At 62.3% G+C, this 26,076-nt stretch carries 24 protein-coding genes and 1 pseudogene; 15 read left to right on the forward strand and 10 right to left on the reverse strand.

Features of this window, described 5'->3' with window-relative positions:
* Window positions 1-19: 19 nt before the first annotated feature.
* The 4 genes from lnt (at window position 20) to trmB (ending at window position 4,329) form a co-directional block, all read left to right on the forward strand.
* Complete coding sequence (lnt, locus tag ACU8HS_RS07380) at window positions 20-1,624, forward strand: apolipoprotein N-acyltransferase (RefSeq protein ID WP_113412537.1); 1,605 nt, start codon at window positions 20-22, stop codon at window positions 1,622-1,624.
* 153 nt (window positions 1,625-1,777) lie between these two features.
* Entirely contained in the window at window positions 1,778-2,197 is a 420-nt protein-coding gene (locus tag ACU8HS_RS07385; RefSeq protein ID WP_007814904.1) for a helix-turn-helix domain-containing protein, read from the forward strand.
* A gap of 180 nt (window positions 2,198-2,377) precedes the next feature.
* On the forward strand, window positions 2,378-3,631 hold the full coding sequence (gene metK / locus ACU8HS_RS07390; RefSeq protein WP_112565326.1) for a methionine adenosyltransferase: 1,254 nt from the start codon (window positions 2,378-2,380) through the stop codon (window positions 3,629-3,631).
* On the forward strand, window positions 3,628-4,329 hold the full coding sequence (trmB, locus tag ACU8HS_RS07395) for a tRNA (guanine(46)-N(7))-methyltransferase TrmB (protein WP_113412538.1): 702 nt from the start codon (window positions 3,628-3,630) through the stop codon (window positions 4,327-4,329). The genes metK and trmB overlap by 4 nt, the downstream gene beginning before the upstream one ends.
* Before the next feature lie 163 nt (window positions 4,330-4,492).
* Here the strand turns inward: trmB and ACU8HS_RS07400 are convergent, their stop codons facing one another.
* Both ACU8HS_RS07400 and ACU8HS_RS07405 read right to left on the reverse strand, forming a co-directional pair.
* Entirely contained in the window at window positions 4,493-4,750 is a 258-nt protein-coding gene (locus tag ACU8HS_RS07400) for a BQ00720 family protein (RefSeq protein WP_112565322.1), read from the reverse strand.
* Window positions 4,751-4,797: 47 nt separating this feature from the next.
* Window positions 4,798-5,223 (reverse strand): Hsp20 family protein, encoded by a 426-nt coding sequence (locus tag ACU8HS_RS07405; RefSeq protein ID WP_113412539.1) that lies wholly within the window; start codon window positions 5,221-5,223, stop codon window positions 4,798-4,800.
* A 283-nt stretch (window positions 5,224-5,506) separates the two neighbouring features.
* Between ACU8HS_RS07405 and ACU8HS_RS07410 the strand changes: the two genes are divergently transcribed.
* Window positions 5,507-6,451 carry a nucleoside hydrolase gene (locus ACU8HS_RS07410; RefSeq protein ID WP_112705098.1) on the forward strand — a complete coding sequence of 315 codons (945 nt, stop codon included), beginning with the start codon at window positions 5,507-5,509 and terminating at the stop codon, window positions 6,449-6,451.
* A 74-nt stretch (window positions 6,452-6,525) separates the two neighbouring features.
* Here ACU8HS_RS07410 and grpE read toward each other — a convergent pair whose 3' ends face one another.
* Both grpE and hrcA read right to left on the reverse strand, forming a co-directional pair.
* Window positions 6,526-7,161 (reverse strand): nucleotide exchange factor GrpE, encoded by a 636-nt coding sequence (gene grpE / locus ACU8HS_RS07415; RefSeq protein ID WP_112565316.1) that lies wholly within the window; start codon window positions 7,159-7,161, stop codon window positions 6,526-6,528.
* A 111-nt stretch (window positions 7,162-7,272) separates the two neighbouring features.
* Complete coding sequence (gene hrcA / locus ACU8HS_RS07420; RefSeq protein ID WP_447015683.1) at window positions 7,273-8,361, reverse strand: heat-inducible transcriptional repressor HrcA; 1,089 nt, start codon at window positions 8,359-8,361, stop codon at window positions 7,273-7,275.
* Window positions 8,362-8,539: 178 nt separating this feature from the next.
* Here hrcA and rph point away from each other — a divergent pair, with 178 nt between their 5' ends.
* The 4 genes from rph (at window position 8,540) to hemW (ending at window position 11,613) form a co-directional block, all read left to right on the forward strand.
* Window positions 8,540-9,256 carry a ribonuclease PH gene (rph, locus tag ACU8HS_RS07425; protein WP_113412678.1) on the forward strand — a complete coding sequence of 239 codons (717 nt, stop codon included), beginning with the start codon at window positions 8,540-8,542 and terminating at the stop codon, window positions 9,254-9,256.
* A gap of 74 nt (window positions 9,257-9,330) precedes the next feature.
* Window positions 9,331-9,747 carry a VOC family protein gene (locus ACU8HS_RS07430; RefSeq protein ID WP_112565312.1) on the forward strand — a complete coding sequence of 139 codons (417 nt, stop codon included), beginning with the start codon at window positions 9,331-9,333 and terminating at the stop codon, window positions 9,745-9,747.
* A gap of 9 nt (window positions 9,748-9,756) precedes the next feature.
* On the forward strand, window positions 9,757-10,401 hold the full coding sequence (rdgB, locus tag ACU8HS_RS07435; protein WP_112758259.1) for an RdgB/HAM1 family non-canonical purine NTP pyrophosphatase: 645 nt from the start codon (window positions 9,757-9,759) through the stop codon (window positions 10,399-10,401).
* A 15-nt stretch (window positions 10,402-10,416) separates the two neighbouring features.
* Entirely contained in the window at window positions 10,417-11,613 is a 1,197-nt protein-coding gene (hemW, locus tag ACU8HS_RS07440; protein WP_447015684.1) for a radical SAM family heme chaperone HemW, read from the forward strand.
* A gap of 6 nt (window positions 11,614-11,619) precedes the next feature.
* Here the strand turns inward: hemW and ACU8HS_RS07445 are convergent.
* The 6 genes and pseudogenes from ACU8HS_RS07445 to mutM form a co-directional block, all read right to left on the reverse strand.
* Window positions 11,620-11,813: pseudogene (locus ACU8HS_RS07445) on the reverse strand (EamA family transporter); the annotation flags it as partial.
* A gap of 204 nt (window positions 11,814-12,017) precedes the next feature.
* Entirely contained in the window at window positions 12,018-13,100 is a 1,083-nt protein-coding gene (locus ACU8HS_RS07450) for a saccharopine dehydrogenase C-terminal domain-containing protein (protein WP_447015685.1), read from the reverse strand.
* A 422-nt stretch (window positions 13,101-13,522) separates the two neighbouring features.
* Window positions 13,523-15,076, reverse strand: a complete 1,554-nt coding sequence (gene dnaA / locus ACU8HS_RS07455) for a chromosomal replication initiator protein DnaA (RefSeq protein WP_377313627.1) — start codon at window positions 15,074-15,076, stop codon at window positions 13,523-13,525.
* Window positions 15,077-15,936: 860 nt separating this feature from the next.
* A complete protein-coding gene (gene rpsT / locus ACU8HS_RS07460; RefSeq protein ID WP_007814867.1) occupies window positions 15,937-16,215 on the reverse strand; it encodes a 30S ribosomal protein S20 in 279 nt (92 codons plus the stop codon).
* Between the two features lie 194 nt (window positions 16,216-16,409).
* The gene (locus ACU8HS_RS07465; protein WP_447015686.1) at window positions 16,410-17,183 is read right to left on the reverse strand and encodes an enoyl-CoA hydratase; all 774 of its coding nucleotides are present in this window, start codon (window positions 17,181-17,183) and stop codon (window positions 16,410-16,412) included.
* Between the two features lie 9 nt (window positions 17,184-17,192).
* Window positions 17,193-18,083, reverse strand: a complete 891-nt coding sequence (mutM, locus tag ACU8HS_RS07470) for a bifunctional DNA-formamidopyrimidine glycosylase/DNA-(apurinic or apyrimidinic site) lyase (RefSeq protein WP_447015687.1) — start codon at window positions 18,081-18,083, stop codon at window positions 17,193-17,195.
* Between the two features lie 153 nt (window positions 18,084-18,236).
* Between mutM and ubiE the strand changes: the two genes are divergently transcribed.
* The 6 genes from ubiE to ACU8HS_RS07500 all read left to right on the forward strand — a co-directional run bounded on the left by ubiE (window position 18,237) and on the right by ACU8HS_RS07500 (window position 26,076).
* Entirely contained in the window at window positions 18,237-19,013 is a 777-nt protein-coding gene (gene ubiE, locus ACU8HS_RS07475) for a bifunctional demethylmenaquinone methyltransferase/2-methoxy-6-polyprenyl-1,4-benzoquinol methylase UbiE (protein WP_113412544.1), read from the forward strand.
* A gap of 5 nt (window positions 19,014-19,018) precedes the next feature.
* Window positions 19,019-20,593: a 2-polyprenylphenol 6-hydroxylase gene (ubiB, locus tag ACU8HS_RS07480; RefSeq protein ID WP_112565297.1), complete on the forward strand. Its 1,575-nt coding sequence runs from the start codon at window positions 19,019-19,021 to the stop codon at window positions 20,591-20,593.
* 91 nt (window positions 20,594-20,684) lie between these two features.
* Entirely contained in the window at window positions 20,685-22,268 is a 1,584-nt protein-coding gene (locus tag ACU8HS_RS07485; protein WP_112565295.1) for an aromatic amino acid lyase, read from the forward strand.
* A 28-nt stretch (window positions 22,269-22,296) separates the two neighbouring features.
* Complete coding sequence (locus ACU8HS_RS07490) at window positions 22,297-23,664, forward strand: dihydroorotase (protein ID WP_447015688.1); 1,368 nt, start codon at window positions 22,297-22,299, stop codon at window positions 23,662-23,664.
* The gene (locus ACU8HS_RS07495) at window positions 23,661-24,908 is read left to right on the forward strand and encodes a Zn-dependent hydrolase (protein WP_112565291.1); all 1,248 of its coding nucleotides are present in this window, start codon (window positions 23,661-23,663) and stop codon (window positions 24,906-24,908) included. The genes ACU8HS_RS07490 and ACU8HS_RS07495 overlap by 4 nt, the downstream gene beginning before the upstream one ends.
* A 70-nt stretch (window positions 24,909-24,978) precedes the next feature.
* Window positions 24,979-26,076 (forward strand): DUF917 domain-containing protein, encoded by a 1,098-nt coding sequence (locus tag ACU8HS_RS07500; protein WP_447015689.1) that lies wholly within the window; start codon window positions 24,979-24,981, stop codon window positions 26,074-26,076.

Here is a 26,076-nt window from a genome sequence, read left to right on the forward strand (position 1 = left end):
GGCTTTGATGGGAGTGCGCATGGAGCGGCTTGCGGACAGGATTATCCTCGTCTGGGGTTTCAAACGGGTAGCGCTTGCGATCGCGGCGGGCGCCTTTGGCGTCCTGGCGCTGCCTCCCTTCGGCTTCTTCGCCGCGATGTTCGTTTCCTTCACGCTGCTCGTCTGGCTGATCGACGGGGCGGCCGCCTCGCCGGAAAGCAGCCTTCCCGGCAGGCTCTGGCCGGCATTTGCCACGGGCTGGCTGTTCGGCTTCGGCTATTTCGTTGCCGGGCTCTGGTGGCTTGGGCATGCGCTGCTGATCGATTCGGAGGAATTTGCCTGGGCTTTGCCGCTCGCGATCCTCGGGCTTCCGGCCTGCCTTGCCATATTCTACGGCCTGGCCGCAGCGCTTGCCCGCATCTTCTGGTCCGACGGCATGGGACGGATCGCAGCGCTTGCCGCGAGCTTCGGCCTGCTGGAGTGGACACGCAGCTTCATCCTCACCGGCTTTCCGTGGAACGCCATCGGTTATGCCATGATGCCCGTGCCTGTCATGATGCAGTCCGCGCATGTGATCGGCACGATGGGGGTGACGGCTCTTTCGGTCTTCGTCTTTGCCGCCCCTGCCCTCATCGGAACCCGGCAGGGCGCGAAACTCGGCGTCAGCCTCGCGGCGGTGCTATTTGCGGCACATCTCGGCTACGGCGCCTATATCCTCTATCTCGCGCCGAAGCCCGAGGCCCTGCCCGAGGACAAACGGCCCGTGGTTCGCCTCGTCCAGCCGTCAATCGACCAGACCGCCAAGATGGACAATGATGCGGATCGCGAGGCGATCTTCGAGACACATCTCAAGCTTTCGACCGAACCTCCCAGGGACGGCGGCAGGAAGCCCGATATCATCGTCTGGCCGGAAACCGCGATCCCCTTCATCCTCACCGACAACAAGGATGCGCTGACGCGGATTGCCGATACGCTCGACGACAACCAGATCCTGATCGCGGGTGCCGTGCGCGCTGAAGAACTCGGCCCCGGCTATCCCACCCGCTACTACAATTCGATCTATGTGATCGACGGGCGGGGGCAGATCGTCGCCGCCTCCGACAAGGTGCATCTCGTTCCCTTCGGCGAATATCTTCCCTTCGAAGACATGCTCAACGAGCTCGGAATCCAGAACGTGGTCGAAATGCCAGGCGGCTTTTCGGCTGCCGCCAGCCGTCATCTGCTCGAGCTTCCGAACGGGCTGAAATTCTATCCGCTCGTCTGCTACGAGATCATTTTCCCGGACGAGATGACCGGCGACATCGGCCAGGCAAACGCCATCCTCAACATCACGAATGACAGCTGGTTCGGCTCGACGCCGGGTCCCTACCAGCATTTTCAGCAGGCGCGCGTACGCGCGGTTGAAACCGGTCTGCCGCTGATTCGCGACGCGAATAGCGGAATTTCTGCGGTTGTAGACGCGCGCGGCGAAATCGTTTCAGGTCTTAAATTGGACGAAATTGGCTTTATTGATACAACTCTCGATGGATTTGAAAAAAGCAAAGGAAGCCCATATCCCCGCCAGGCTTACTTCTGGTTGACTGAAACGTTGCTGGTGATTATAGCGCTAATTTCACGCAGGGGTTTTATTTTCAGGTTGAATTGACCAAAAACCCCTAAAATTGCATAGTGGTAGCAATCGGCGTTAGTAACGTATGCTTCAACGTGGGTTCTCGCGACTTGCAACGTAGCGTTACGGAATGAGGTCAGGGCATGCCGGTTAGAACAGAGTTGAATTTTTCTTTGCTAGGGCACGACCATGATTGAAAATAAGAAGAAGCCGAATCCTATCGACATCCATGTCGGTAGCCGCATTCGACTTCGCCGTACCATGTTGGGTATGAGTCAGGAGAAGCTCGGCGAAAGCCTCGGCATCACCTTTCAGCAGATCCAGAAATACGAGAAGGGTACCAACCGCGTTGGAGCCAGCCGCCTCCAGAACATTTCAAGCATCCTCAACGTCCCCGTTTCCTTCTTCTTCGAAGACGCTCCAGGCGAACATTCCGGTGCCTTGACCGGCATGTCGGAAGCCTCGAGTTCGAACTATGTCGTCGATTTCCTTTCTTCCTCCGAAGGACTCCAGCTCAACCGCGCCTTTGTGAAGATCACCGATCCCAAAGTTCGCCGCAAGGTCGTCGAACTGGTGAAGGCACTGGCGGCGGAAGCCGACTCCGACTGAGCGTCCCCCCACGCTCCGAAAGCTTAAGGCGGCTCAAAAGGCCGCCTTTTTGCGTTTTTGGGGCAAAATTTGTCATTTCACCGCAGATATAAAGATATATTTATGTCCTTCTGTGCTTGTCATTCAGGCGCGAACTGAGTACCTACTAGGCTGCTTTTGTTCTTTGAGGGGAATCCCGGAATGCGCGCGAACTATCTCTTTACCAGTGAATCTGTTGCCGAAGGTCACCCGGATAAGGTGTGTGACCGCATCTCCGACGAGATCGTCGATCTGGTCTACCGCGAAGCGGCAAAGACCGGCATCAATCCGTGGGGCGTGCGCATTGCCTGCGAAACCCTCGCGACGACCAACCGCGTCGTCATTGCCGGCGAAGTTCGCCTGCCGCCGAGCCTGATGAAGAAGGACAAGGACGGCAAGGACGTCATCAACCCGTCGAAGTTCAAGGCTGCCGCTCGCCGCGCCATCAAGGATATCGGCTACGAGCAGGACGGCTTCCACTGGAAGAAGGCCAAGATCGACGTGCTCCTGCATTCGCAGTCGGCCGACATCGCCCAGGGCGTGGACAGCGCCGCCGACCAGCAGGGCGACGAAGGTGCCGGCGACCAGGGCATCATGTTCGGCTACGCCTGCAAGGAAACGCCTGACCTCATGCCGGCGCCGATCTACTATTCCCACAAGATCCTGCAGCTGCTCGCTGCCGCCCGCAAGCGGGGCGAAGGCGAAGTCGCCAAGCTCGGCCCCGACGCCAAGAGCCAAGTGACGGTCCGCTATGTCGACGGCAAGCCGGCCGAAGCCACCTCGATCGTTCTTTCCACCCAGCATCTCGACGACAGCTGGGATTCGAAGAAGGTTCGCAGCGTCGTCGAACCCTATATCCGCGAAGCGCTCGGCGACCTGAAGATCGCCGACGATTGCAAGTGGTACATCAACCCCACCGGCAAGTTCGTCATCGGCGGTCCGGACGGTGACGCCGGTCTTACCGGCCGCAAGATCATCGTCGACACCTATGGCGGCGCGGCTCCGCATGGCGGCGGCGCATTCTCCGGCAAGGACACGACCAAGGTCGACCGTTCGGCTGCCTATGCTGCCCGCTATCTCGCCAAGAACGTCGTCGCCGCCGGCCTTGCCGACCGCTGCACGATCCAGCTTTCCTACGCTATCGGCGTTGCCCAGCCGCTGTCGATCTATGTCGACCTGCACGGCACCGGCAAGGGTGTTTCCGAGGACCAGGTCGAAGCCGCGATCCGCCAGAACATGGACCTGTCGCCGTCGGGCATCCGTCGCCACCTCGACCTCAACAAGCCGATCTACGCCAAGACCTCGGCCTACGGCCATTTCGGCCGCAAGGCAGGCCGTGACGGCTCGTTCTCCTGGGAGCGTACGGACCTCGTGAAGGCGCTCAAGGACGCCGTCAAGACCAAGGCTGCTGCATGACGGATATGGAACGCCGGGGCCGGGCGACCGAAGCCTTTTTCGGTCGCCGCAAGGGAAAGGCCCTGCGCGAGCAGCAGGCCGAAAGGCTCGCCACCCTGCTTCCGGCATTCATCGTCGATCTCTCGGCGGCTCCCCCGGAGCCGCTGAAAGCGCTTTTCCCCGATCCGGTCGAAAAGATGCGGCTGGAGATCGGCTTCGGCGGCGGCGAGCATCTCATCCACCGCGCGCTGGAGGCGCCTTCGACAGGTTTTATCGGCGTCGAGCCCTTCATCAATTCCATGCAGAAGCTGCTCGCACGCGTCGACGAGACTGGTGCGCGCAACGTGCGCGTCTATAATGACGACGCCACGCAGCTTCTCGACTGGCTTCCCGATCACTGCCTCGACCAGATCGACCTGCTCTATCCGGATCCATGGCCGAAACGGAAGCACTGGAAGCGGCGCTTCGTCTCCAAGACCAATCTCGACCGTTTTCACCGGGTGCTGAAGCCGGGCGGGCTCTTCTGCTTCGCCTCCGATATCGACACCTATGTGAACTGGACCCTGCTGAAGTGCCGCGATCACGGCGGCTTCGAATGGACGGCACAGAATGCCGCCGACTGGCTGACGCCCTATCAGGGCTGGCCGAGCACCCGCTACGAAGCCAAGGCCCGCCGCGAAGGACGCTCCTCGGCCTATCTCACTTTCACGCGCGTCTGACCCTTCGACAGGGTTGCCGTTGCATGGAATTTTTCGGGAATAGGGAAATGCCGCAAGGCAGCTGACGCATGGGCAAGGGACCGACATCAGTCCCTTGCATTGCCCATTACGATCTTCACACACGCATTCCGGCGGCCGGCCGTGCCCGGCAGGCCGGTTTCGATCAATGGAGGCTGACCGTTTTCAGCTCGTCTTCAGCTGCCTTGAAGAAGGTGCTGGAGCGATTGTCCGTCAGCAGGATCGGCGTACCGTCGGCGCCGAACAATGCCCAGAGATCAACGCTCGGATCGATATCCGGCGCCTCGGGGAAGCACTTGGCAACCTCTTCGGTGCGTATTTTGCGGATATAGGCGACCTCGCCATTGCCGATTCCGGCAAGTTCGGACTTGGTCAAACGCGACGTGGCTTCTTTCATCAACATTCCTGTTCCTCCGAGAGAAGGGACCAACGGTTCAACAAACCGTTGTGCTACTGTGAAACCGAAATGTTAATTTTCTTGACCATGCGCGCCGGTTCCGGGCGAATTAGATCAACCGAGAGCAGGCCGTTCTTGAGGCTTGCGCCCAGAACCTGCATGCCGTCGGCGAGAACGAATGTGCGCTGGAACTGTCTGGCGGCGATGCCGCGGTAGAGGTAGTCGCGCTCGCCGTGATCGACCTGTCGGCCGCGGATGAGAAGCTGGTTCTCCTCGGTTGACACATCGAGCTCTTCTTCGCTGAAACCGGCGACGGCAAGCGTGATGCGAAGCCGCTCGGGCGCGTCGTGGCCTGCGGCGATACGTTCGATATTATAGGGCGGATAACCGTCGCTCGCCTTGGAAATCCGCTCGAGCGTCTTTTCCATGGCATCGAAGCCCAGAAGCAGCGGGCTGGCGAAAGGGGTGATGCGGCTCATCTTCCAAAGTCCTTGATGCAAGCGACCTCTCCGGACCTTACATGCAGCATCCGGGTACCGCTAATATGGGGACGACGGTTGCCTGCTGCAAGGCACAATGGTCGTCGGTCACAGCCCCCCGGCATTTTAGGGTAAATACCGGCGAGGTGACTTCCTTGACAAAGGAAGCAAGGCCCCGCATCAAAACGTGCCCCGACGCGATGTGCTGATTTGCGACGGGAGCATGAAGACAATAAGAAGGTGCATGCGAGAGCGACGCGCACCAGAGGATGGAACTATCGGGATGGCAGAACCGAGAAAGATCATTATCGATACCGACCCCGGCCAGGACGATGCCGCCGCGATCATGCTGGCTTTCGGCAGTCCGCAAGAGCTTGAAATATTGGGCATCACCACTGTCGCCGGGAACGTGCCGCTGTCTCTGACAAGCCGCAATGCGCGCATCATCTGCGAGCTTTGCGGACGGACCGATGTGAAGATCTTTGCCGGGGCCGACCGGCCAATCGCCCGTGCGCTGGTCACCGCCGAGCATGTGCATGGCAAGACAGGTCTCGATGGCCCGACCCTTCCTGAGCCGACGATGCCGCTGCAGGCGCAGCATTCGGTCGACTTCATCATCGAAACGCTGCGGCGCGAGCCGGAAGGCACGGTTACACTCTGCACGCTGGGACCGCTGACCAATATCGGCCTGGCCTTCCAGAAGGCGCCCGACATCGTGGCGCGCATCCGCGAACTCGTCATGATGGGCGGAGGCTTCTTCGAGGGCGGCAACATCACGCCGGCCGCCGAATTCAACATCTACGTCGATCCGGAAGCCGCCGATATCGTGTTCCGCTCGGGCGTCCCCGTTGTCATGATGCCGCTCGACGTGACGCACCAGCTCCTGACCCGGAAAGACCGCGTGAAGCGCATGGCCGATCTCGGCACCGCGCCGGCCAAGGCGATGGTGGAGATGCTGGAATTCTTCGAGCGCTTCGACATCGAAAAATACGGCTCGGACGGCGGTCCGCTGCACGACCCGACGACGGTCGCCTACCTGTTGAAACCCGAACTCTTCAAGGGGCGGGACTGCAACGTGGAGATCGAGGTGAAATCCGAACTCACCGTCGGCATGACGGTGGTCGACTGGTGGCATGTGACCGACCGCAAGCGCAATGCGAAGGTGATGCGCCATGTCGATGCGGACGGCTTCTTCGACCTGCTGATCGAGCGCTTCGCGCGGATATGATCCGCCGGACCATGCAGACCGCATGAAAACGGCCGCTCCCGCGGCCTTTTTCAACTGTTGTGGTCCGTGCCGTCTCAGGCGTCCTTCTCGTCCAGCACCGAATTGGCCTCGGCCTCGACGAGTTTCGGGCCGCCCTTGGCGACGCCGACCATGGCCGGGCGCAGCACGCGCTCGCCGATGGTGAAACCGGCCTGCACGACCTGGACGACCGTGTTGTTCGGCACTTCGGTATTGGGCACCTCGAACATCGCCTGATGGAAGTTCGGATCGAATTTCTGACCGACCGGCTCCAGCTTGCGAACGCCGTGGCGCTCGAGAGCCGACAGCATGGAGCGCTCGGTCATCTCGACACCTTCGATCAGCGTCGTCAGGCCGGCATCGGCCGCAGCCTTGGCTTCGGGCGGAATAGCATCGATCGCGCGGCGCAGGTTGTCCGAGACGGCCAGCATGTCGCGGGCGAAGCCGGCGACGGAATAGGACTTGGCGTCCTTGACCTCACGCTCGGTGCGGCGGCGCAGGTTGTCCATTTCGGCGGCGAGGCGCAAGTAGCGGTCGCGCAGCTCTGCATTTTCGGCCTTCAGAAGCTCAAGCGGATCGGGCTCGCTTGCAGCAGCTTCCTTCACGGCTTCATTTTCGACGTTTGCGGCAGCGTCGGCTGCGGCTTGCGCCACAGTTGCGTCAGGTCCGTTCTGCGTCGTTTCATCGGTCATGACGGTCTCCGGTTGGTGTCTTCTCAGATGCGCCCGATATCGATGTTTGGCCGGAAAAAATCAAGTCTGCGTGACGAAGAAGCGAAAATTCGAGCGGTTTTGCGAAGTATTTCAGAGGCTACTGCGCGAAAGGCGCGAAACGAGCTGGGCGGTATAATCCACCATCGGGACGATCCGGGAATAATTGAGCCGGGTCGGGCCTATGACGCCGACCGCGCCAACGATACGGTCATCCTCATCGCGATAGGGCGCGACGATCAACGAAGAGCCCGACAGCGAGAACAGCTTGTTTTCCGAGCCGATGAAGATGCGCACGCCCGGTCCGCTTTCAGCCAGGTTCAGGAGCTCGATCAGGCTGTCCTTCTTCTCGAGGTCGTCGAACAGCAGGCGCAGCCGGTCGAGATCTTCGGCGCCGCCCACGCCCTCCAGCAGGTTTGCGCGGCCGCGGATGATGAGCTGTGCCGGCTTGGTCTCGTCCGGGCTGCCGGCCCATACGGCAACGCCACGCTCCACGAGGTCGCGCGAGAGCGCATCGAGCTCGTGGCGAACTTCATCCTTCAGCCGGCTCAATTGCAGGCGGAATTCCGGCAGCGTCTGGCCGGCCATATGCGCATTGAGGAAATTGGCGGCCTCGGTGAGCTGCGAAGAGCTGACGCCTGCGGGCAGTTCGATGATGCGGTTTTCCACCTGATCGTGATCGCCGACAAGGACGGCCAGCGCCTTCGTCGGTTCCAGCCGGATGAACTCGACATGTTTGAGAACCGGGTCGCTCTTGGAGGTGATGACGAGGCCGGCACCGCGGGAAATGCCCGAGAGCATGCGGCTTGCCTCGTTCATCATCGATTCCACCGGATTGTCGCGGCTTCCGGCCCGCACCTGGCGATCGATGCTGGCGCGTTCCTCCGCCGAGAGGTCGCCGACCTGCATGAAGGCATCGACGAAGAAGCGCAGCCCGATCTGGGTCGGCAGGCGGCCGGCGCTGACATGCGGAGAATAGATGAGGCCGAGCTCTTCCAGATCGCTCATGACGTTGCGAACGGAGGCGGGCGAAAGGGACATGGGAAGCAGGCGTGACAGATTGCGGGAGCCGAGGGGTTCGCCATGCTCCAGATAGCCTTCGACGATGCGCCGGAAGATTTCCTTCGACCGTTCATCCAGCGCAGCTACAGCATCCGAGATTGATGTCGACCTGTAGCTCATGAACTTTTTGCACCCGCACTGAATGATATACCGGAAATATAGCCAATCTGCCCCCCGTGGCAAAAGGGAATTTGCAAATGCACGCAGCCAATCGTAGAAGCGGGCGACGATACAATACATGCATGATATTGGCCGGAAACCGCTCACGCTTTTCGGCATCATGTTTCAGGAGAAGAGAATGCGGCCCTCAGGCAGAAAAACCGACCAGATGCGCAAGGTCTCCTTCGAGCGCAATTTCTCCAAGCATGCGGAAGGCTCCTGCCTGGTGAAATTCGGCGACACGCACGTGCTCTGCACGGCAAGCCTTGAAGACAAGACCCCGCCATGGCTGCGCAACACCGGCAAAGGCTGGGTCACGGCCGAATACGGCATGCTGCCGCGCGCCACGGGCGAGCGCATGAAGCGCGAGGCGGCTGCCGGCAAGCAGGGCGGCCGCACGCAGGAAATCCAGCGCCTCATCGGCCGCTCGCTGCGCGCCGTGGTCGATCTTGCCGCGCTCGGCGAACGCCAGATTACGCTCGACTGCGATGTCATCCAGGCCGATGGCGGCACGCGCACGGCCTCGATCACCGGCGGCTGGATTGCGCTTTACGACTGCCTGCGCTGGATGGAAACGCGCAACATGATCAAGGCCGACCGCGTGCTCAAGGATCATGTCGCGGCGATCTCCTGCGGCATCTTCGCCAATCAGCCGGTCATCGATCTCGACTATCTGGAGGATTCCTCGGCCGAGACCGATGCCAACTTCGTCATGACGGGCGCCGGCGGCATCGTGGAAATCCAGGGCACTGCGGAAGGCGCGCCTTTCACCGAGGAGGAATTCTCCTCGCTGATGGGTCTTGCCAAGGCAGGCATTGGCGAACTGGTGGACCTGCAGAAGCAGGCGATCGCCTGAGACTTCCATTCGGGCTTGGCCAGTGAATTTCCTTGTCCCTGCTTCCGGGGGCGAGGCCGGACAAGGGGCGGGCAATGGCGCAACCCATCGAAGGCATTCTCGAAACGGCGCTCTACGCAACCGATCTCGACGCGGCCGAAACCTTCTATGGGGCTGTGCTCGGCCTTGAGAAGATCGCGCGCTCGGGCAACCGCCATGTGTTCTTCCGCTGCGGACCGGGCGTGCTCCTGATCTTCAACCCGCAGGAAACGGTGAAGCCGCCGGCGCCTGATAGCCTGCAGGTTCCGCCGCACGGCACGACCGGAAAGGGCCATGCCTGCTTCAGGGTTTCGGGTGACAATCTCGATGCGATGGCGCAAAAGCTGAAAGCTGCCGGTATCGCCGTCGAATCCGAGGTTCACTGGCCGCAGGGCGGCCGATCGATTTATTTCCGCGATCCCGACGGCAACAGCCTGGAATGCGCGGAAGCCAGAATCTGGGGCATGAAGTAAGGATATTTTATGCGTAAGCTCGAAACCAAAACCATCGTCGTCGCCAGTCACAATCAGGGCAAGATCCGCGAAATCCAGGATCTGATCGGGCCGCTCGGCTTTACGGCAAAATCGGCCGCCGAACTCAACTTCATCGAGCCCAAGGAAACCGGAACGACCTTCGAGGAAAATGCCACGATCAAGGCGCTCGCCTCAGCCAAGGCCTCCGGCCTGCCGGCGCTTTCCGACGATTCCGGCCTTGTCGTCGACGCCCTCGGAGGCGATCCGGGCGTCTACACGGCCGACTGGGCGGAAACCGGCAACGGCACGCGCGATTTCAACATGGCGATGGAAAAGGTCGAGAAGGCGCTGGAGAAGGCCGGCGCGGCGAAGCCCCAGCAGCGCACCGCCAGGTTCGTCAGCGTGCTCTGCCTTGCCTGGCCGGATGGCCATACCGAGCTTTTCCGCGGCGAAGTGGAAGGTGCGGTCGTCTGGCCGCCCCGCGGGACGCAGGGTTTCGGTTACGATCCGGTCTTCCAGCCGGAAGGTTATGACGTGACTTTCGGCGAGATGAGCGCTGAAGAAAAGCACGGCTGGACTATCGGCAAGCCGCAGGCCCTGTCGCACCGCGCGCGCGCCTTCAAGCTCTTTGTCGAAACCTGCCTGGAAGCATAGGGCCACGCGTTGAACATGATCAATTCGCCTGCGCTGACGCGCGATGCAAAACTTCTGCCCGATACCGGCGAACCCGGTTTCGGGGTCTATGTGCATTGGCCTTTCTGCGCGGCGAAGTGTCCCTATTGCGATTTCAACAGCCATGTCCGGCATCAGCCGGTCGATCAGGAGCGCTATGTCGCCGCTTTCCTGAAGGAGATCGCGAACGCCCGCCAGATGAGCGGGCCGAAGACGGTGAGCAGCATCTTCCTCGGGGGCGGCACGCCTTCGCTGATGAAGCCGGAAACGGTCGATGCGATCATGAACGGCATTTCGCGGCACTGGCATGTGCCCGACGGTATCGAGATCACCATGGAGGCCAACCCCTCCAGCGTCGAGGCCGAACGCTTCCGCGGCTATCGCGCCGCCGGTGTCAACCGCGTCTCGCTCGGCGTGCAGGCGCTGAACGACCGCGATCTCAAGTTCCTCGGCCGGCTGCATGACGTTGCCGATGCGCTGAAGGCGATCCGGCTGGCGCGCGACATCTTCCCGCGCATGTCCTTCGACCTGATCTATGCCAGGCCGAACCAGACGGTGGAAGAATGGGAGCGCGAACTGAAGGAGGCGATCTCCTATGCCGTCGACCATCTTTCGCTCTACCAGCTCACCATCGAGGAAGGCACGCCCTTCTACGGCCTCCACAAGGCCGGAAAACTGATCGTACCCGACGGCGACCAGTCCGCCGCACTCTATGAGGCGACACAGGAGATCACCGGGCGCGAAAGGCTGCCCGCCTATGAAGTATCCAACCACGCGCGGCCGGGTGCGGAGAGCCGCCACAACCTTACCTACTGGCGCTATGGCGACTATGCCGGCATCGGCCCCGGTGCGCACGGACGCCTGACGCGCGGCGCAGACAAGATCGCGACCGCGACGGAGCGCAAGCCGGAAACGTGGCTGGACCTCGTCGAGCGCGACGGGCACGGTATCATCGAGCAAGAACGCCTCGGCTCCGACGAGCAGGCCGATGAGCTGCTGCTGATGGGGCTGCGCCTGAAGGAAGGCGTCGATCTGGCCCGCTGGCAGCAGCTTTCCGGCCGCGATCCCGATCCGAAGCGCGAGCAATTTTTACTGGAGCACGGTTTCATCGAGCGGATCGGCAATTCTCGCCTGCGCTGCACGCCGGCAGGCATGCTGATCCTCGATTCCGTCGTCGCAGACCTCGCCTGCTGAGCGAGATCAGGCCGCGCACCTTTTTCTGAAATTGACGAGCCTTCCGTCGATCGCCGCAAGGCCGACCGCGACCAATCCCATGCCGATCAGATGCCTGAGCTGCAATTGCCCGCCGAGGCGGCAGCGCCGAGCAGGATGGCATTGACGGGGATCAGGAAGGTCACGAGCGTCAGATTGGTGGCGCCGGCGATCACGGCGACGCTCGGCGCCGATCCTTCGCCTGATCTGCTTGCCGGATATCGGCTCATCCACGACGTCCAGCGGCGCGACTGGCAGCTCTGGCTGGCCGCGGCCGGCGGTCGCCGCCTTCCGGCGCTGGCTGCTTTCGGAAGCGAAAAGCGGACGCCTCTCTTGTCCTGTGCGGCTTCAGACGCAAAGCCGCTTCGTCCTTCGCCGAAATTGCGTCAGTCCCTGCTCGTGGCCCCGGCCTTGAACAGGCTGCCCGTCGGCGTCTTCAGGAACATGTCCAGCGGAATGTGTTCCTGATGCAGGAAGCCATCCGAGGGCAGCAGACCGTCGCGGACCATTTCTATGACCGCAACCACCGATGCCGAAGTGGTCCAGGCGATCGCCGTGCGCCGGGCGCCGGCGATTTCGATCGGATAATAGGCGCGCACGAACTCCTTCCGGCGCAAGGAGCCGTTGACGGTGCCTTCTGCCGCGACATGCACATAAACGACATCGTCGTCGACCGGCGGCTTGGCATTGGTCAGGATCTCGCCGGCAAGCCGGCGGCGGTCGCGCATCAGAAGCTCATGGAAGAAGAAATTCATCAGCTCCATGTGGCCGGGGTAACGCATGGTCTTGTAGTCGAGGTTGTCGACCTTGCCGAGCATGGTATCGCACATGGTGCCGAGGCCGCCCGACGTCGTGAAGGCCTCCAGCTTGACGCCGCCGACATAGATCGTCTCATGCCATTCCATCGGCGAGACCAGCTTGCGCACACCGCCCTCGATGACCTCGCAGTCATTCAGATATTCATTGACCACGCCCTCCGGCGACCAATTGAAGGCATAGCCCAGAAGTCCGGTCGGGTTCTGCGGCAAGGCGCCGACGCGCATGCGGATCGAGCGGCAGCGGTCGAAACCATCGGCGAGGCTGGCACCGACGATGCCGACGAAGCCAGGTGCGAGACCGCATTGCGGCGCCATCAGGCCGCGGGCGGTCCTGGAAAGCTCGATGATGAAATTGGTGGTCGGCACATCCTCGGTCAGATCGAAATAATGGATGCCGGCCAGGTGCGCGGCGCGGGCCAGCTCGATATTCAGATGATAGGGCAGGCAGGACAGGACCGCCTCGACGCTCGACAGCAGTTCGCCGATGACGCTGACGTCGGTGATATCGCCGGCCCGGCATCTGAAGGGCAGGTCGCCCGCGGGCAGTTGCGCATCTACGCCGACGACCTCGAAGCCGCCCTCGTGCAAAAGCGTTGCCGCCAGCCGCCCGACCTTGCCCAGGCCGATCACGGCAATCCGTTTGAAACTCATTGCTGTCCTCCCGAACGCCGGCGTTCCTCGCCGACGCATTTTTCTCACGTGGAGGCTGTATAGAGCCTTTCCTGGTTGGATTGAAGCATTCTGTTGGCTCAAACGGAGGCGGATGGTCGACCGGCCGGCGCGCGTCGTAGCCCAGATCTACGGCCAAGCCGGCCGGTCGATCAGGCGGCCCGTTTCAGCCAACCCCGGTGGTTTGCAAACCAGCCGGGGCCGGGCATCTTTGCGCCAGGATCAAAGGCGATCGGCTCGGACGTACCTTGGGGTATGCCCTTCGCCAATCGCCTTTGCCCTGACACAAACCTGCTCCGGCAGAATGCTGCAATCCAACCAGGAAAGGCTCTGGAATAAAACGCTTATAAAAGAAAACAGCCGGGATTGCTCCCGGCTGCCGGAACGCGGTGACTGTGCACCGCTTATTCGTTGATGAGGCGCTTCAGAAGCTCGATCTCATGCGAAAGCTTCGTATCTCCCGCGATCAGCTCCTCGATCTTGCGCACGGCGTGCAGGACCGTCGTATGGTCGCGTCCGCCGAAGCGGCGGCCGATTTCCGGGAAGGAGCGCGGCGTCAGCGTCTTCGACAGATACATGGCGATCTGGCGAGGCTTGACGATGACGCGCGTGCGGCGGTTCGAAACCAGCTCCTGGCGCGACACGTTGTAGTGACGCGCGACGATGCGCTGGATGTCCTCGATGCGTACGCGGCGCGGCTCGCCGGAGCCGACGAGATGGGCCAGAAGCTCATCCACGCGCTCGATCGAGAGGTTCGGCTCGAAGGAACGGCGGAAGATCAGCTGGTTGAAGGCGCCTTCCAGTTCGCGGCCGCTCGCCGTGATGTTGCGGGCGACATGCTGCAGCAGCTCGGCCGGAATTTCCAGCGACGGATCTTCCAGACGGGCAGCCGCCAGACGGCGCTTGAGGATTTCGAGACGCATCTCGTAATCGGGAGCGTCAAGCTCGATCGCCACGCCGCCCTGCAGACGCGAACGGACGCGCGGGTCGAGGGATTCCAGCTCCCACGGCGCGCGGTCGGCTGCGACGACGACCTGCTTGGCGCTGTCGAGCAGCATGTTCAGCAGGTGGCAGAACTCGTGCTGGATCATCTTGCCCTGCAGGAACTGCATGTCGTCGATGATCAGAAGGTCGATGTTGCGCAGCGAGTCCTTCAGCGTCAGCGCATCATTGTCGCGGATCGCGGTCGCGAAACGCCACATGAAGTATTCGGCCGTCAGATAAACGACGCGCAGGCCACGCGGGTTCTGCACGGCGGCATTCGCGATCGCCTGCAGCAAATGGGTCTTGCCGAGGCCGACGGTCGCGTGGACGAAGAGAGGGTTGAAGCGCACGGCGCCCTGACCGGCTTCCGCAATGGTCTTTGCGGCGGCGAGCGCCACGCGGTTGGAGCTGCCCTCAACGAAAGTGTCGAAGGTGAAGCGGGAATCCAGCGGAGAGCCGAAGAGCGGCGAACCTGCGCTCGCCGGACGGGCCGCGGAGGCGGTCGAAACCGCCTGCTGAACGATCTGCCCCGCCGGCTGGGCCGATGCCGGGCGGCGAAGCTGGGTGGGCTGGGCGACCGGCTCGACGGCGACCGCCTCGTCCAGTGCCTTCGCGCCGGTGCGCGTTGCCGTGCGCACCAGGATCTCGACCTTCAGGATTTCGGGATCTTCCGCCTGGAACAGGCCGACAATGAGATCGAGATAGCGATTGTTGATCCACGACTTCAGAAAGGTCGTGGGAACGGTGAGACGAACGACACTCTTAGAAACCGAATGAAGCTTGAGCCGCGCAAACCAGCTTGCATAGACGTCGGGACCGACTTGTGCCTTCAGACGCGCACTGACGCGATCGAAGAGAACGCCATGCTTCATCTCGCCCTTATCTTCCGTTGCGCTCAGGTGAATGGAACCGAAAGACTGCGATGCAGCTTCCCCGTTATCCAGTGCACCCGTCGTCATCGAATTCATCTGCATAATGCCGCCTTTCATTTCCTCGGGCGGTCATTCGCTGACAGCCGCCCGATCATTCCCCGCTTTGACACTGCCAACGGCATCCTCATGAGCCGCCCGCATGCCGGTTCACTCAAACGCTGTCCCTCAATCGGGACCGACACGAAGAGCCTGCGGTGGCCGCGCTCATGCGACTACCGTCATAAACTCTCCATGTCAGGCTGGCGGCCGATCCTCGTTTTTCGCCCGCAAGCCCGAACGCAATGTTACACTTCCCCCTGCCCTTCTCCTGGCCTCGCGCAATACGTGTGGCTTCGGAGAGCACAAAACGTCCCTTCCCGTGACAGCCACGTCACGGTACAATGCCGTCAAGTGCGTGAGAAAACGGATGCTGTACGCTCCGTAACAAACGACACAGAGCCATCATCCTGCCGACGTGGCAGTTTGGACTGACTTCTGCAGATGATGTCCGCGCCCTTTGCTGGAAGCCATTTAGGCAGGATCAAAAGCCAAGATCAACGATGAATTTTACGCAAAATTAAGAAGCGGCCATTGACTCCGGCGGCCCTTTTTGGGCGTCACACCAGCGTCAAAAAAGAATCGCTTTTGAATCAAGGAGATTCCCCGACTGGGCTATTTTGGACACGCATAAAAAGAAAAAAGAAAAAATCTTCTTGACTCAATTGAGGCTGCAGGCTGCGTGACCAGAGTCGCAAGCTTCAAAAAGATCCTTGCGTAACCTATTGTTTTAAAACAATTTTTCCTGTCATGCCTCTGACACGAAAACGTCGCCCGATTAACCATATCCTGGGCAGGCGGCGGAATCGAAAAAGCCCGGTAAAATTACCGGGCTAATCATAACGAGCAATTCGTTAATGAGATATTTATGCGTTGGCGGACGCCGAAAGAGCCTTCACACGGGCAGCGAGGCGCGAGACCTTGCGGGATGCCGTATTGGCGTGCAGGACGCCCTTGCTTGCGGCGCGTGCCAGTTCCGGCTCGGCGGCGATGAAGGCTTCCTTTGCCTTGGCGGCATCGCCTGCGGCGAGTGCCTCTTCGACCTGGCGAACGTAGGTACGAACGCGCGAACGGCGAGCCTTGTTGACTGCGGTGCGGCGTGCGATCTTGCGGGTCGCCTTTTTCGCCGAAGTTGTATTGGCCATGGATGCCTCTCTCAAGAATTCGAACAAAACTCCGCCATTGCCGCGCTGGCCCTGCGGCCACTCAATTCAGCAATACGGGAGCATTAGCGGAAAACCTGAGCGGCTTTCCGAACCGTGGGCGGGCATATAACGCTAAAGCCGCGCCACGTCAACGCGCATTTTCAAGGAAAAGACCCTTTCCGGATGCCGCCCGCTCACCTGTTCCTGAAGGCCGGTTTGCGCTTCTCGATGAAGGCGGCCATGCCCTCTTTCTGGTCTTCGGTCGCAAACAGGCTCTGGAAGAGCCGGCGCTCGAAACGCAGGCCTTCCTCCAGCGTCGTCTCGAAGGCGCGGCTGACGGCTTCCTTCGCCATCAGGACCGAGGGGCGCGACAGCGATGCAATCCTGGCTGCTGCTTCCAGCGCCTCGTCGAGCAGCCGGTCCGGCGCCACCACACGCGAAACGAGTCCCGCGCGTTCGGCCTCCGCCGCATCCATCATCCGGCCGGTCAGGATCAGGTCCATCGCCTTGGCCTTGCCGACCGCCCGCGTCAGGCGCTGCGAGCCGCCAATGCCGGGAATGACGCCAAGCGTGATTTCCGGCTGGCCGAATTTCGCCGTCTCCGAGGCGATGATGAAATCGCAGAGCATGGCAAGCTCGCATCCGCCGCCGAGCGCAAAGCCGCTGACGGCGGCGATAACAGGCTTGCGGGCCTTGGCGATCTCGTCCCAGCCGCTGATGAAATCGCTCTTATAGACTTCGGCGAAATCGAGCGGCTGCATTTCCTTGATGTCGGCGCCGGCAGCAAAGGCGCGCTCTGAACCGGTCAGCACGATTGCGCCGATCGCTTCATCTTCGTGAAAGGCCGCATAGGCCTGCTTCAATTCCTTGAGCATGGTCGAATTCAGCGCATTCAGCGCCTGCGGCCGGTTCAGCGTGATGAGGCCGACATTGCCGCGGGTTTCGACGAGAAGGGTTTCATAGGCCATGGCGCTCTCCTATTTCTGGCAGGCGGCGCAATAGAAGGTGGACCGGCCAGCCTGCACGATGCGCGAGACCGTACCGCCGCAACCCGGCGTGCGGCAAGCTAGACCTTCGCGATCGTAGACGGAAAAGGAATGCTGGAAGTAGCCGAGCGAGCCATCGGTCTGGATATGGTCGCGCAGCGACGATCCGCCGGCAGCGATCGCATCGGCGATGACATCGCGGATCGAGGTGACAAGCAGGTTCAACGCCTCCTTCGGCCTGCCGGCCTTCGTCACCAGCGTGCCGGCTGCGCGCGCGGGCGAAAGATGCGCCCGCCACAAGGCTTCGCAGACATAGATATTGCCGAGACCGGCGATGTTTTTCTGGTCCAGCAGCGCGCTCTTCAGCGGCTGCGCCTTGCCGTCGAAGCGCGCCGCAAGATAGGCGGCCGAAAGCTCGTTGCCGGTCGGCTCCGGTCCCAGGCCGAACAGAAAGGGGTTGACGTCGAGTTCGGACCGCTCGGCAATATCCATGAAACCGAAGCGGCGCGGGTCATTGTAGATGACGCGGCACGGGCCGCCCTCCCCGTCCAGGTGGAAGACGGCATGATCGTGCTTCTCGTCCTTGGACCGCTGGTGGTGAAAATCGCCGGGCGTGGCCGCAAGCGCTCCCTGCTCGATCCGGAAGGAGCCGGACATGCCGAGATGGGAAATGATCGTCTTGCCGCTGTCCAGATCAATCAGCAGGTACTTGGCCCGCCGCCCGAGGCCGATGATGGTACGGCCGGAAACCTCGCGCTCGAAATCCTGCGGGAAAGGAAAACGCAGGTCGCCGCGGCGCAATTCCAGCCTTTCGATGCGTGCGCCCTCCATTGCCGGCGTCAGGCCGCGCTTCACCGTTTCGACTTCTGGCAATTCCGGCATCTTAACCCATCTATATCTAACGTGTTTCAACCGCCTGCGATGTGCGCTATAGCGCCAACGTGCCGCGGGCGGACCGCGGTCCACAGATAGCGCCGCGCCCTTGCTTTCGCTATGGTCGCCGCGCCGAATTCTTGATGTGAACGGAGTAGCTTGATGTCAGACAGCCGGACTTCCGCCGATGGCGGCATGGAAACGTCCTACGGCTTCCGCGAGGTGCCGACCGGTGAGAAGCAGGGCCTCGTCAACGAGGTCTTCCACAAGGTCGCCAAGCGCTACGACATCATGAACGACGTCATGTCCATGGGCATGCACCGCGCCTGGAAAGACGCGATGATCGCAGCACTGAACCCGCGCAAGGAGCCGGGCTACAAGGTGCTCGACGTTGCCGGCGGCACGGGCGATATCGCCTTCCGCATCGTCGAAGCCTCCAACCGCCAGGCGCATGCGACGGTGCTTGATATCAACGGCTCGATGCTCGCCGTCGGCGCAGAGCGGGCCAGCAAGAAGAAGCTTTCGGACAATCTCACTTTCGTCGAGGCGAATGCCGAGGACCTTCCTTTCGAGGCCGGCAGTTTCGACGCCTATACGATCGCCTTCGGCATCCGCAACGTGCCGCGGATCGAGGTCGCGCTGTCGGAAGCCTACCGCGTGCTGAAGCGCGGCGGCCGGCTGCTCGTTCTGGAATTTTCGGAAGTGGAGCTGCCGCTTCTCGACAAGGTCTACGATGCCTGGTCGTTCAACGCCATTCCGAAATTCGGCAAGGCGATCACCGGCGATGCCGAGCCCTACCAGTATCTCGTGGAATCGATCCGCAAATTCCCGAACCAGGAGAATTTCGCGGCGATGATCCGCACCGCCGGCTTCTCGCGCGTCAGCTACACCAACTATACCGGCGGCATAGCGGCGCTGCATTCCGGCTGGAAGCTCTGATCCGCATGAGTGCTTTCGGGGCATATTTCAGGCTCGTGAGGGTCGGCTGGATCCTGGTGCGCGAAGGCGTCATTTCGGCGCTGCCTTCAGAAGGGCTGCCGCCCTCGGTCAGTCTTGCAAAATCCTTCGTCGGCATCTTTGCGCGCAATCGCAGCAAACATCAGAAGCGCAGCGACCGGCTGGCGAAGGCCGTCGAGCGGCTGGGGCCATCCTATGTGAAGATCGGTCAGTTCCTGGCGACACGCCCCGATGTCGTCGGCGTCGAATTCGCCGACGACCTGTCGCAGCTTCAGGACCGGATGGCCTTCTTTCCGGCCGCCGCCGCCAAGGCCAATATCGAGGGATCGCTCGGGCGGCCGATCACGGATCTCTATGCAAGCTTCGGCGATCCGATTGCGGCAGCTTCCATCGCGCAGGTGCATCCGGCCGAGGTCGATACGCCGCAGGGACGCAAGAGGGTTGCCGTCAAGGTCGTGCGGCCGGGTGTGCGGGCGCGCTTTGCCCATGATATCGAGGCGATGTATCTCGTTGCCCATATGCAGGAACGCTTCATGCCGGCGAGCCGGCGCCTGCGGCCGGTCGAGGTGACGAGGACGCTGGAGCAGACGACCAAGGTGGAGATGGACCTGCGCCTGGAGGCCGCGGCACTTTCGGAGATTGCCGAGAATACCGAAAAGGACCCCGGCTTCCGCGTGCCGAAAGTGGACTGGGAGCGCACCGGCCGCGACGTCATCACCATGGAGTGGATCGACGGCGTCAAAATGTCCGACGTCGAGGGCCTGCGCGCCGCCGGCCACGACCTCAACGAGCTTGCCGATACGCTGATCCAGTCGTTTCTGCGCCACACGCTGCGCGACGGCTTCTTCCATGCGGACATGCATCCGGGCAATCTCTTCGTCGACGCCGAGGGCATGATCGTCGCTGTCGACATGGGCATCGTCGGGCGTCTTGGAAAGAAGGAACGGCGCTTCCTTGCCGAGATCCTCTACGGCTTCATCACCCGTGACTATATCCGGGTGGCGGAGGTGCATTTCGAGGCGGGTTATGTGCCCGGCCACCACAATACCGAGAGCTTCGCCCAGGCGATTCGGGCGATCGGCGAGCCGATCCACGGGCAGCCGGCCGAGACGATTTCCATGGGCAAGCTCTTGACGCTGCTGTTCGAAGTGACCGAACTCTTCGACATGCAGACGCGGCCCGAGCTTGTGATGCTGCAGAAGACCATGGTCGTCGTCGAAGGCGTCTCGCGCATGCTCAATCCGCGCTTCAACATGTGGAAGGCGTCCGAGCCCGTCGTCGGCGACTGGATCAAGAACAATCTCGGCCCCAAACGCATCGTCACCGATCTCAAGGACGGGCTGAAAGCGGCGGTGAAACTTGCCGAGGCAGCGCCCGAAATTGCCGCCCAGACCGAGAGGTTCCACCATCAGCTTGTGCATATGAGCGAACACGGGCTGCGCTTCGACGAGCAGACGGCGGAAGCGATCGGCAAGTCGGAAGCGCGCCACAACCGCTCGGCCAAAGTGGCCCTCTGGATCATCGCGCTCACCCTTCTCTATATTGCCTGGGTAGTGAGCTGACGAGACGCACCAAAAGCATGATGTGTTCGGCATTTGGGATATCCCGCCAGACGTGAGGCTCGCTTAGTCTCGCCTCCATGGAGATGAGCACATGAAGCACGAACGTCCCGGAATCGAACTTAGCGGCCAGCCCTTAAGCTTTGCCGAGATGGTCCGGATCGGCTCCGGCAAGGTCGGGATTTCAGCCTCCGAAATCGGCATGCAGCGTGTGAAGATTGCGCGCACGATCGTCGAAGATGCCATCGAAGCCGGCATGCCGGTTTACGGCTCGACCACCGGTGTCGGCGCCATGAAGGATGTCGAATGGTCGCCTGAAGATCTCGACGCTTTCAACCTCGGCCTCGTGCGTGCGCATCATTTCGGCACCGGCACGCCCTTTTCCTGCAATGTCGTGCGCAATGCGATGGCGATGCGCGTCAACACGGCGCTGACCGGCCAGGTCGGCTGCACGCCGGATCTGATCGACGCCTATATGCGCATGCTGAAGGCGGATCTTATTCCGGTCGTGCGGCGCACCGGTTCCATCGGCTGCGCCGATATCGGCCTGATGGGCCAGATCGGCGCCGTTCTGACCGGTGTCGGCGAGGCGATCTATCGCGGCGAGCGGATGCAGGCGGCGGAGGCTTTCCGGGCGGCCGGCATGGAACCGGTGAAGATGGCGCCGCGCGACAGCCTCGCCTCGCTCAGCGTCAACGCCGTGAGCTTTGCCGCCGCCGCCGAGACGACGCGCAATGCCGCCGCCTCGATCCGCGTGCTGCTGGCAACCGGCATGATGGCTTCCGGCGCGCTTGGCGCATCGCGCGATCCCTGGCGGGCCGTGCGCCATGTCGGTACGGCGCGCGAAGCGCTGATCGGCTCCTGGCTCTGCAACGCGTCGGACGAATGGGAATGGCCGGTCGCCACCCACGTTCAGGATGCGCTCAGCCTGCGCATGATCGCCCAGGTCTTCGGCGCCGTCATCGAGAACCTGCTGTCCACCGGCCACAAGATCCTGGCCGCCACCGGCCGCTCCGACGACAATCCCGTCGTCGTCGAGGGCCGCGTGATGACGTCAGGCGGCTCACTGCCCCTCGACGTGACGATCCTGCTGGAATCGGCGGCGCTGTGCATGGCGCATGCGGCACGCAATGCCTTCAACCGCTGCGTCCTGCTCGGCAACGGCCAGCGGCGCGATCTGCCGGTCAACCTTGTGCCGCCCGGCCGCATCGCCACCGGCTTCGGCCCGATCATCAAGCTTGCCGGCGAGATCTTCTCGCGCGTGCTCTCCATGTCGAACCCGGTTTCGGCGCAGTCGCTGGTCGTTGCGGCCGGGCTTGAGGATGAGGCGGCCTTCCTGCCGCTCGTCATCGAACGGTTCGACCGGCAGATGCGGGCGCTGAAGCGACTGGCGGCCCTTGAGGCCCTGCTTTCGGCACAGGCGATCGATATTATCGGCGATACGCCGAAGGGTGTGGCCGGCATGCTCTATGCGGTCGTTCGCAAACATGCGGCCTTCTACACGGTCGACCGGCCGCTTTCGGCCGAGGTTGAGGCAATCGAGGAGGAACTCGGCTCGGATGAGTTTCTCTCCAGGCTGATCGAGCAGGTGCCGATCGCTTCCTTCGACGATTTCTTCGCGCTCGGTTCGCTGGAGCGCGTCGAGGATCGGCTGACGCAGGAAAGCGTCGTCATCTGAATTTCCGACTTACCGAGGGAGAAGCGGCATGGATTTCGATCTCGTCCTGCAGGGCACGGTGGTGCTGCCGGAGCGTATCGTCGAAGGCGGCTACGTCGCCGTTCGTGACGGAAAGATCGCGGAGATCGGCATCGGCGCGCCGCCGGCGGCCAGGGAACGGCATCTGCTCGGCAAGGCGCTGATCCTGCCGGGCGCGATCGATGCGCAGGTTCATTCGCTTTCGCAGAAGGACCAGGAGGATTTCATCTGGTCCACGCGCTCGGCCGCTGCCGGCGGTGTCACCACCATCGTCGACATGCCCTATGACGAAGGCAATCTCGTCTGCTCGGCCGCAGCCGTGAAGCGGAAGGTCGATCATGCCGGCCCGCAGGCACGGGTCGATTTTGCGCTCTACGGCACCGTCGATCCCGAGGAAGGCGCGGCGCGCATCGCCGAAATGGTGGAGGCCGGTGTGGCCGCCTTCAAATTCTCGACCTTCGGCACCGACCCCAAGCGCTTCCCGCGCATCCCGCCCGCCCTGCTCGACGCCTGCTTTGCGGCGATTGCGCCGACAGGACTGACGGCCGGCGTGCACAACGAGGATGACGAGGCGGTCCGCACCTATATGGAGCAGGTGAAGGCGAGCGGCGTAACCGATTGGCGCGCCCACGGCCTGTCGCGCCCGCCGATCACCGAACTGCTTGCCATGCACACGATCTTCGAAACCGGCGCCAATACGGGCTGCCCGTCCCATGTGGTGCATTGTTCGCTCGGGCGCGGCTACGACATCGCACGGGCCTACCGCCGCGACGGCTTCGAAGCGACGGTCGAATGCTGCATCCATTACCTGACGCTCGACGAGGAAAACGATGTGAAACGCCTTGGCGGCAAGGCGAAGATCAATCCGCCGGTGCGCTCGCGCGCCGAAGTCGAGACGCTGTGGCGCAAGGTTGCGGAAGGCAATGTCTGGCTGGTCTCGACCGATCACGTCAGCTGGTCGGAAAACCGCAAGACCAATCCGGACATGCTGGCCAATGCATCGGGCGTACCCGGTCTCGAAGTCATGGTACCGCTTTTCGTCAAAGGCGCCCTGGAACGTGGCATTCCGCTGACCTGGGCGGCGAAGCTGATGGCGGAAAATCCGGCTAAGCATTTCCGCCTCGACCATATCAAGGGCGCGCTCACACCCGGCAAGGATGCCGATATCGTCGTGCTGGAGCCGAAGGAGACGGTCTATGACGCTTCGGCCAGCGACAACAATGTCGTCGGCTGGAGCCCCTATAACGGCATCCGCCTGCCCTGGACGGTTTCGGCCGTCTGGCTGCGCGGAGACAAGATCACCGAAGGGGCACGAGTGCTGGCCGCGCCCGGCGCCGGCCGCTTCGTGCGCCCGCTTGCGCGACAGGTGCTGGCATGAGCCGCAACCTGCCCGTCAATCCCGGCCGGATATCCGCCGATATCGAAGCGCTCTCGGCCATTACCGAGCCCGGCCATCCCTGGACGCGGCGGGCGTTTTCGCCGCTCTTCCTCGAAGGCCGCGCCTATCTGGAGGCGCGCATGCAGGCGATCGGCCTGGAGACCCGCATCGATGCGTCGGGCAATCTGATCGGCCGGCGCGCGGGCGCAAAACCGGGCAGCGGCATCATCATGCTCGGCTCGCATTCCGACACGGTGCCCGACGGCGGACGCTTCGACGGCATTGCCGGCATTGCCGCGGCCCTCGAAGTTGCGCGGTCGCTGCGCGAACAGGAAATCCACCTCGACCACGATCTGGAAATCGTCGATTTCCTGGCCGAGGAGGTCAGCATTTTCGGCGTTTCCTGCATCGGCAGCCGCGGCATGACGGGACAATTGCCGCAGGCATGGCTCTCCCGCACCGTCGACGGCCGCGAGCTTGGCGAAGCGATATCGGAGGTCGGCGGATCGCCGGGTGTACTGGTGCACGAGAACAGGCCCGATATTGCCGGCTTTCTGGAACTGCATATCGAGCAGGGTCCGGTGCTTGAAAACGAGCGGAAGGATATCGGCATCGTCACTGCGATATCGGGCATTACCCGTATCGAAATCACGATCGAGGGCCGCGCCGATCATGCCGGCACGACACCGATGGATTCACGCTCCGATGCGCTGGTCGCCGCTTCGCAGCTGGTGCTCGATATCCGCAATGCCGCAAGCGAGCTTGCCAAGACGCCCGGCCATTTTGCGGCAACGGTCGGCGAGTTCCGCATCGAGCCGAACGCGGCCAATGTCGTGCCGTCGCGTGTCGTGCTGCTGGTCGACGGACGTGCCGAAATCCGCGCCGATATGGAAGCCTTCTGCCATTGGCTGGATGGACACGCGGAAATGCTCGCCCTGGCCTTCGGCGTGACGATCGCGCCGTTGAACCGCATCTCCGACAATTTCCCGACACCGAGCGACAAGGGGCTGCTCCAGACGCTGGAGCGGGCCTGCGAGACGGTCGGCGCCAAACACCGCTTCATGGCGTCCGGCGCCGGCCACGATACCGCCTGGATCGCCCGCGTGGCGCCGGCCGCGATGATCTTCGTGCCCTGCAAGGAAGGCCGCAGCCATTCGCCGGATGAATGGGCCGAGAATGACGACATAGCGCTCGGCGCCGCCGTGCTTTTCGAGGCGGTGCGCGAGATGGACAAGAGAGTTTAGGTTGGCCGCATGAACTCCTGCGAAAAGCGCTTCACACTTTTCGGGATCATGCAGAGGAAGGAGAAGGGCGATGGGACGCATACTGGTTGAGAAGGACGTGGAAGCCGCCGTCAAGGGCGGCTCCGTCTATGCCGCCGGCGGCGGCGGCTGGGCCGATCACGGCCGTATGCTCGGCTATGCCGCCGTCAATGTCGGCAAGCCGGAGCTCGTCTCCATCGAGGAGCTTGGCGACGACGACTGGATCGCGACGGCGGCGGCGATCGGCGCGCCGGCCTCCACCACACCCTGGGAAATGCAGGGCATCGACTATGTGAAGGCCGTGCAGCTGCTGCAGGAGGCGCTCGGCGACAGGCTCTCCGGCCTCATCATCGGTCAGAACGGCAAGTCCTCGACGCTGAACGGCTGGCTGCCTTCGGCGATCCTCGGCACCAAGGTGGTCGATGCGGTCGGCGATATCCGCGCCCATCCGACCGGCGACATGGGCTCGATCGGCATGGCCGGTTCGCCGGAACAGATGATCCAGACGGCGGTCGGCGGCAATCGCGCCGAGAACCGCTATATCGAGCTGGTCGTGAAGGGTGCGACGGCGAAGATCTCGCCGGTGCTGCGGGCAGCGGCCGACCAGTCCGGCGGCTTCATTGCCAGCTGCCGCAATCCGCTGCGCGCCTCCTATGTCCGCAGGAATGCCGCGCTCGGCGGCATTTCGATGGCCCTGAAGCTCGGCGAGGCGATCATCGAAGCTGAGAAAAGAGGCGGATCGGCCGTTATCGACGCGATCTGCAAGACGACAGGCGGCCATATCCTGGCCGAAGGTACGATCACGAAGAAGGATGTGGTCTATACCAAGGAAGCTTTCGATATCGGCACGATCACGGTCGGCGCCGGCGACAAGGCCGTCACCCTGCATGTGATGAACGAATATATGGCGGTCGACGATGCCGGCGGCACGCGGGTCGCGACCTTCCCGGCCGTCATCACCACGCTTTCCGAGGAGGGCGAGCCGCTGTCCGTCGGCCAGCTCAAGGGCGGCATGCATGTCTTCATCCTGCATGTGCCGAAGGAGATCATACCGCTCTCGGCCAGCGTGCTCGATCCGACCGTCTATCCACCTGTCGAAAAGGCAATGGGCATCGAGATAGCACGCTATGCACTGGAGGCGAGGGCCTGA

Source organism: Rhizobium sp. KDH_Rht_773_N (assembly GCF_052946295.1).

Bases quoted from the DNA above. Each gene is read 5' to 3' on its own strand.
- lnt (WP_113412537.1), top strand. From the start codon at position 20: ATGGAGCGGCTTGCGGACAGGATTATCCTCGTCTGGGGTTTCAAACGG.
- ACU8HS_RS07385 (WP_007814904.1), top strand. From the start codon at position 1,778: ATGATTGAAAATAAGAAGAAGCCGAATCCTATCGACATCCATGTCGGT.
- metK (WP_112565326.1), top strand. From the start codon at position 2,378: ATGCGCGCGAACTATCTCTTTACCAGTGAATCTGTTGCCGAAGGTCAC.
- trmB (WP_113412538.1), top strand. From the start codon at position 3,628: ATGACGGATATGGAACGCCGGGGCCGGGCGACCGAAGCCTTTTTCGGT.
- ACU8HS_RS07400 (WP_112565322.1), bottom strand. From the start codon at position 4,750: ATGTTGATGAAAGAAGCCACGTCGCGTTTGACCAAGTCCGAACTTGCC.
- ACU8HS_RS07405 (WP_113412539.1), bottom strand. From the start codon at position 5,223: ATGAGCCGCATCACCCCTTTCGCCAGCCCGCTGCTTCTGGGCTTCGAT.
- ACU8HS_RS07410 (WP_112705098.1), top strand. From the start codon at position 5,507: ATGGCAGAACCGAGAAAGATCATTATCGATACCGACCCCGGCCAGGAC.
- grpE (WP_112565316.1), bottom strand. From the start codon at position 7,161: ATGACCGATGAAACGACGCAGAACGGACCTGACGCAACTGTGGCGCAA.
- hrcA (WP_447015683.1), bottom strand. From the start codon at position 8,361: ATGAGCTACAGGTCGACATCAATCTCGGATGCTGTAGCTGCGCTGGAT.
- rph (WP_113412678.1), top strand. From the start codon at position 8,540: ATGCGGCCCTCAGGCAGAAAAACCGACCAGATGCGCAAGGTCTCCTTC.
- ACU8HS_RS07430 (WP_112565312.1), top strand. From the start codon at position 9,331: ATGGCGCAACCCATCGAAGGCATTCTCGAAACGGCGCTCTACGCAACC.
- rdgB (WP_112758259.1), top strand. From the start codon at position 9,757: ATGCGTAAGCTCGAAACCAAAACCATCGTCGTCGCCAGTCACAATCAG.
- hemW (WP_447015684.1), top strand. From the start codon at position 10,417: ATGATCAATTCGCCTGCGCTGACGCGCGATGCAAAACTTCTGCCCGAT.
- ACU8HS_RS07450 (WP_447015685.1), bottom strand. From the start codon at position 13,100: ATGAGTTTCAAACGGATTGCCGTGATCGGCCTGGGCAAGGTCGGGCGG.
- dnaA (WP_377313627.1), bottom strand. From the start codon at position 15,076: ATGCAGATGAATTCGATGACGACGGGTGCACTGGATAACGGGGAAGCT.
- rpsT (WP_007814867.1), bottom strand. From the start codon at position 16,215: ATGGCCAATACAACTTCGGCGAAAAAGGCGACCCGCAAGATCGCACGC.
- ACU8HS_RS07465 (WP_447015686.1), bottom strand. From the start codon at position 17,183: ATGGCCTATGAAACCCTTCTCGTCGAAACCCGCGGCAATGTCGGCCTC.
- mutM (WP_447015687.1), bottom strand. From the start codon at position 18,083: ATGCCGGAATTGCCAGAAGTCGAAACGGTGAAGCGCGGCCTGACGCCG.
- ubiE (WP_113412544.1), top strand. From the start codon at position 18,237: ATGTCAGACAGCCGGACTTCCGCCGATGGCGGCATGGAAACGTCCTAC.
- ubiB (WP_112565297.1), top strand. From the start codon at position 19,019: ATGAGTGCTTTCGGGGCATATTTCAGGCTCGTGAGGGTCGGCTGGATC.
- ACU8HS_RS07485 (WP_112565295.1), top strand. From the start codon at position 20,685: ATGAAGCACGAACGTCCCGGAATCGAACTTAGCGGCCAGCCCTTAAGC.
- ACU8HS_RS07490 (WP_447015688.1), top strand. From the start codon at position 22,297: ATGGATTTCGATCTCGTCCTGCAGGGCACGGTGGTGCTGCCGGAGCGT.
- ACU8HS_RS07495 (WP_112565291.1), top strand. From the start codon at position 23,661: ATGAGCCGCAACCTGCCCGTCAATCCCGGCCGGATATCCGCCGATATC.
- ACU8HS_RS07500 (WP_447015689.1), top strand. From the start codon at position 24,979: ATGGGACGCATACTGGTTGAGAAGGACGTGGAAGCCGCCGTCAAGGGC.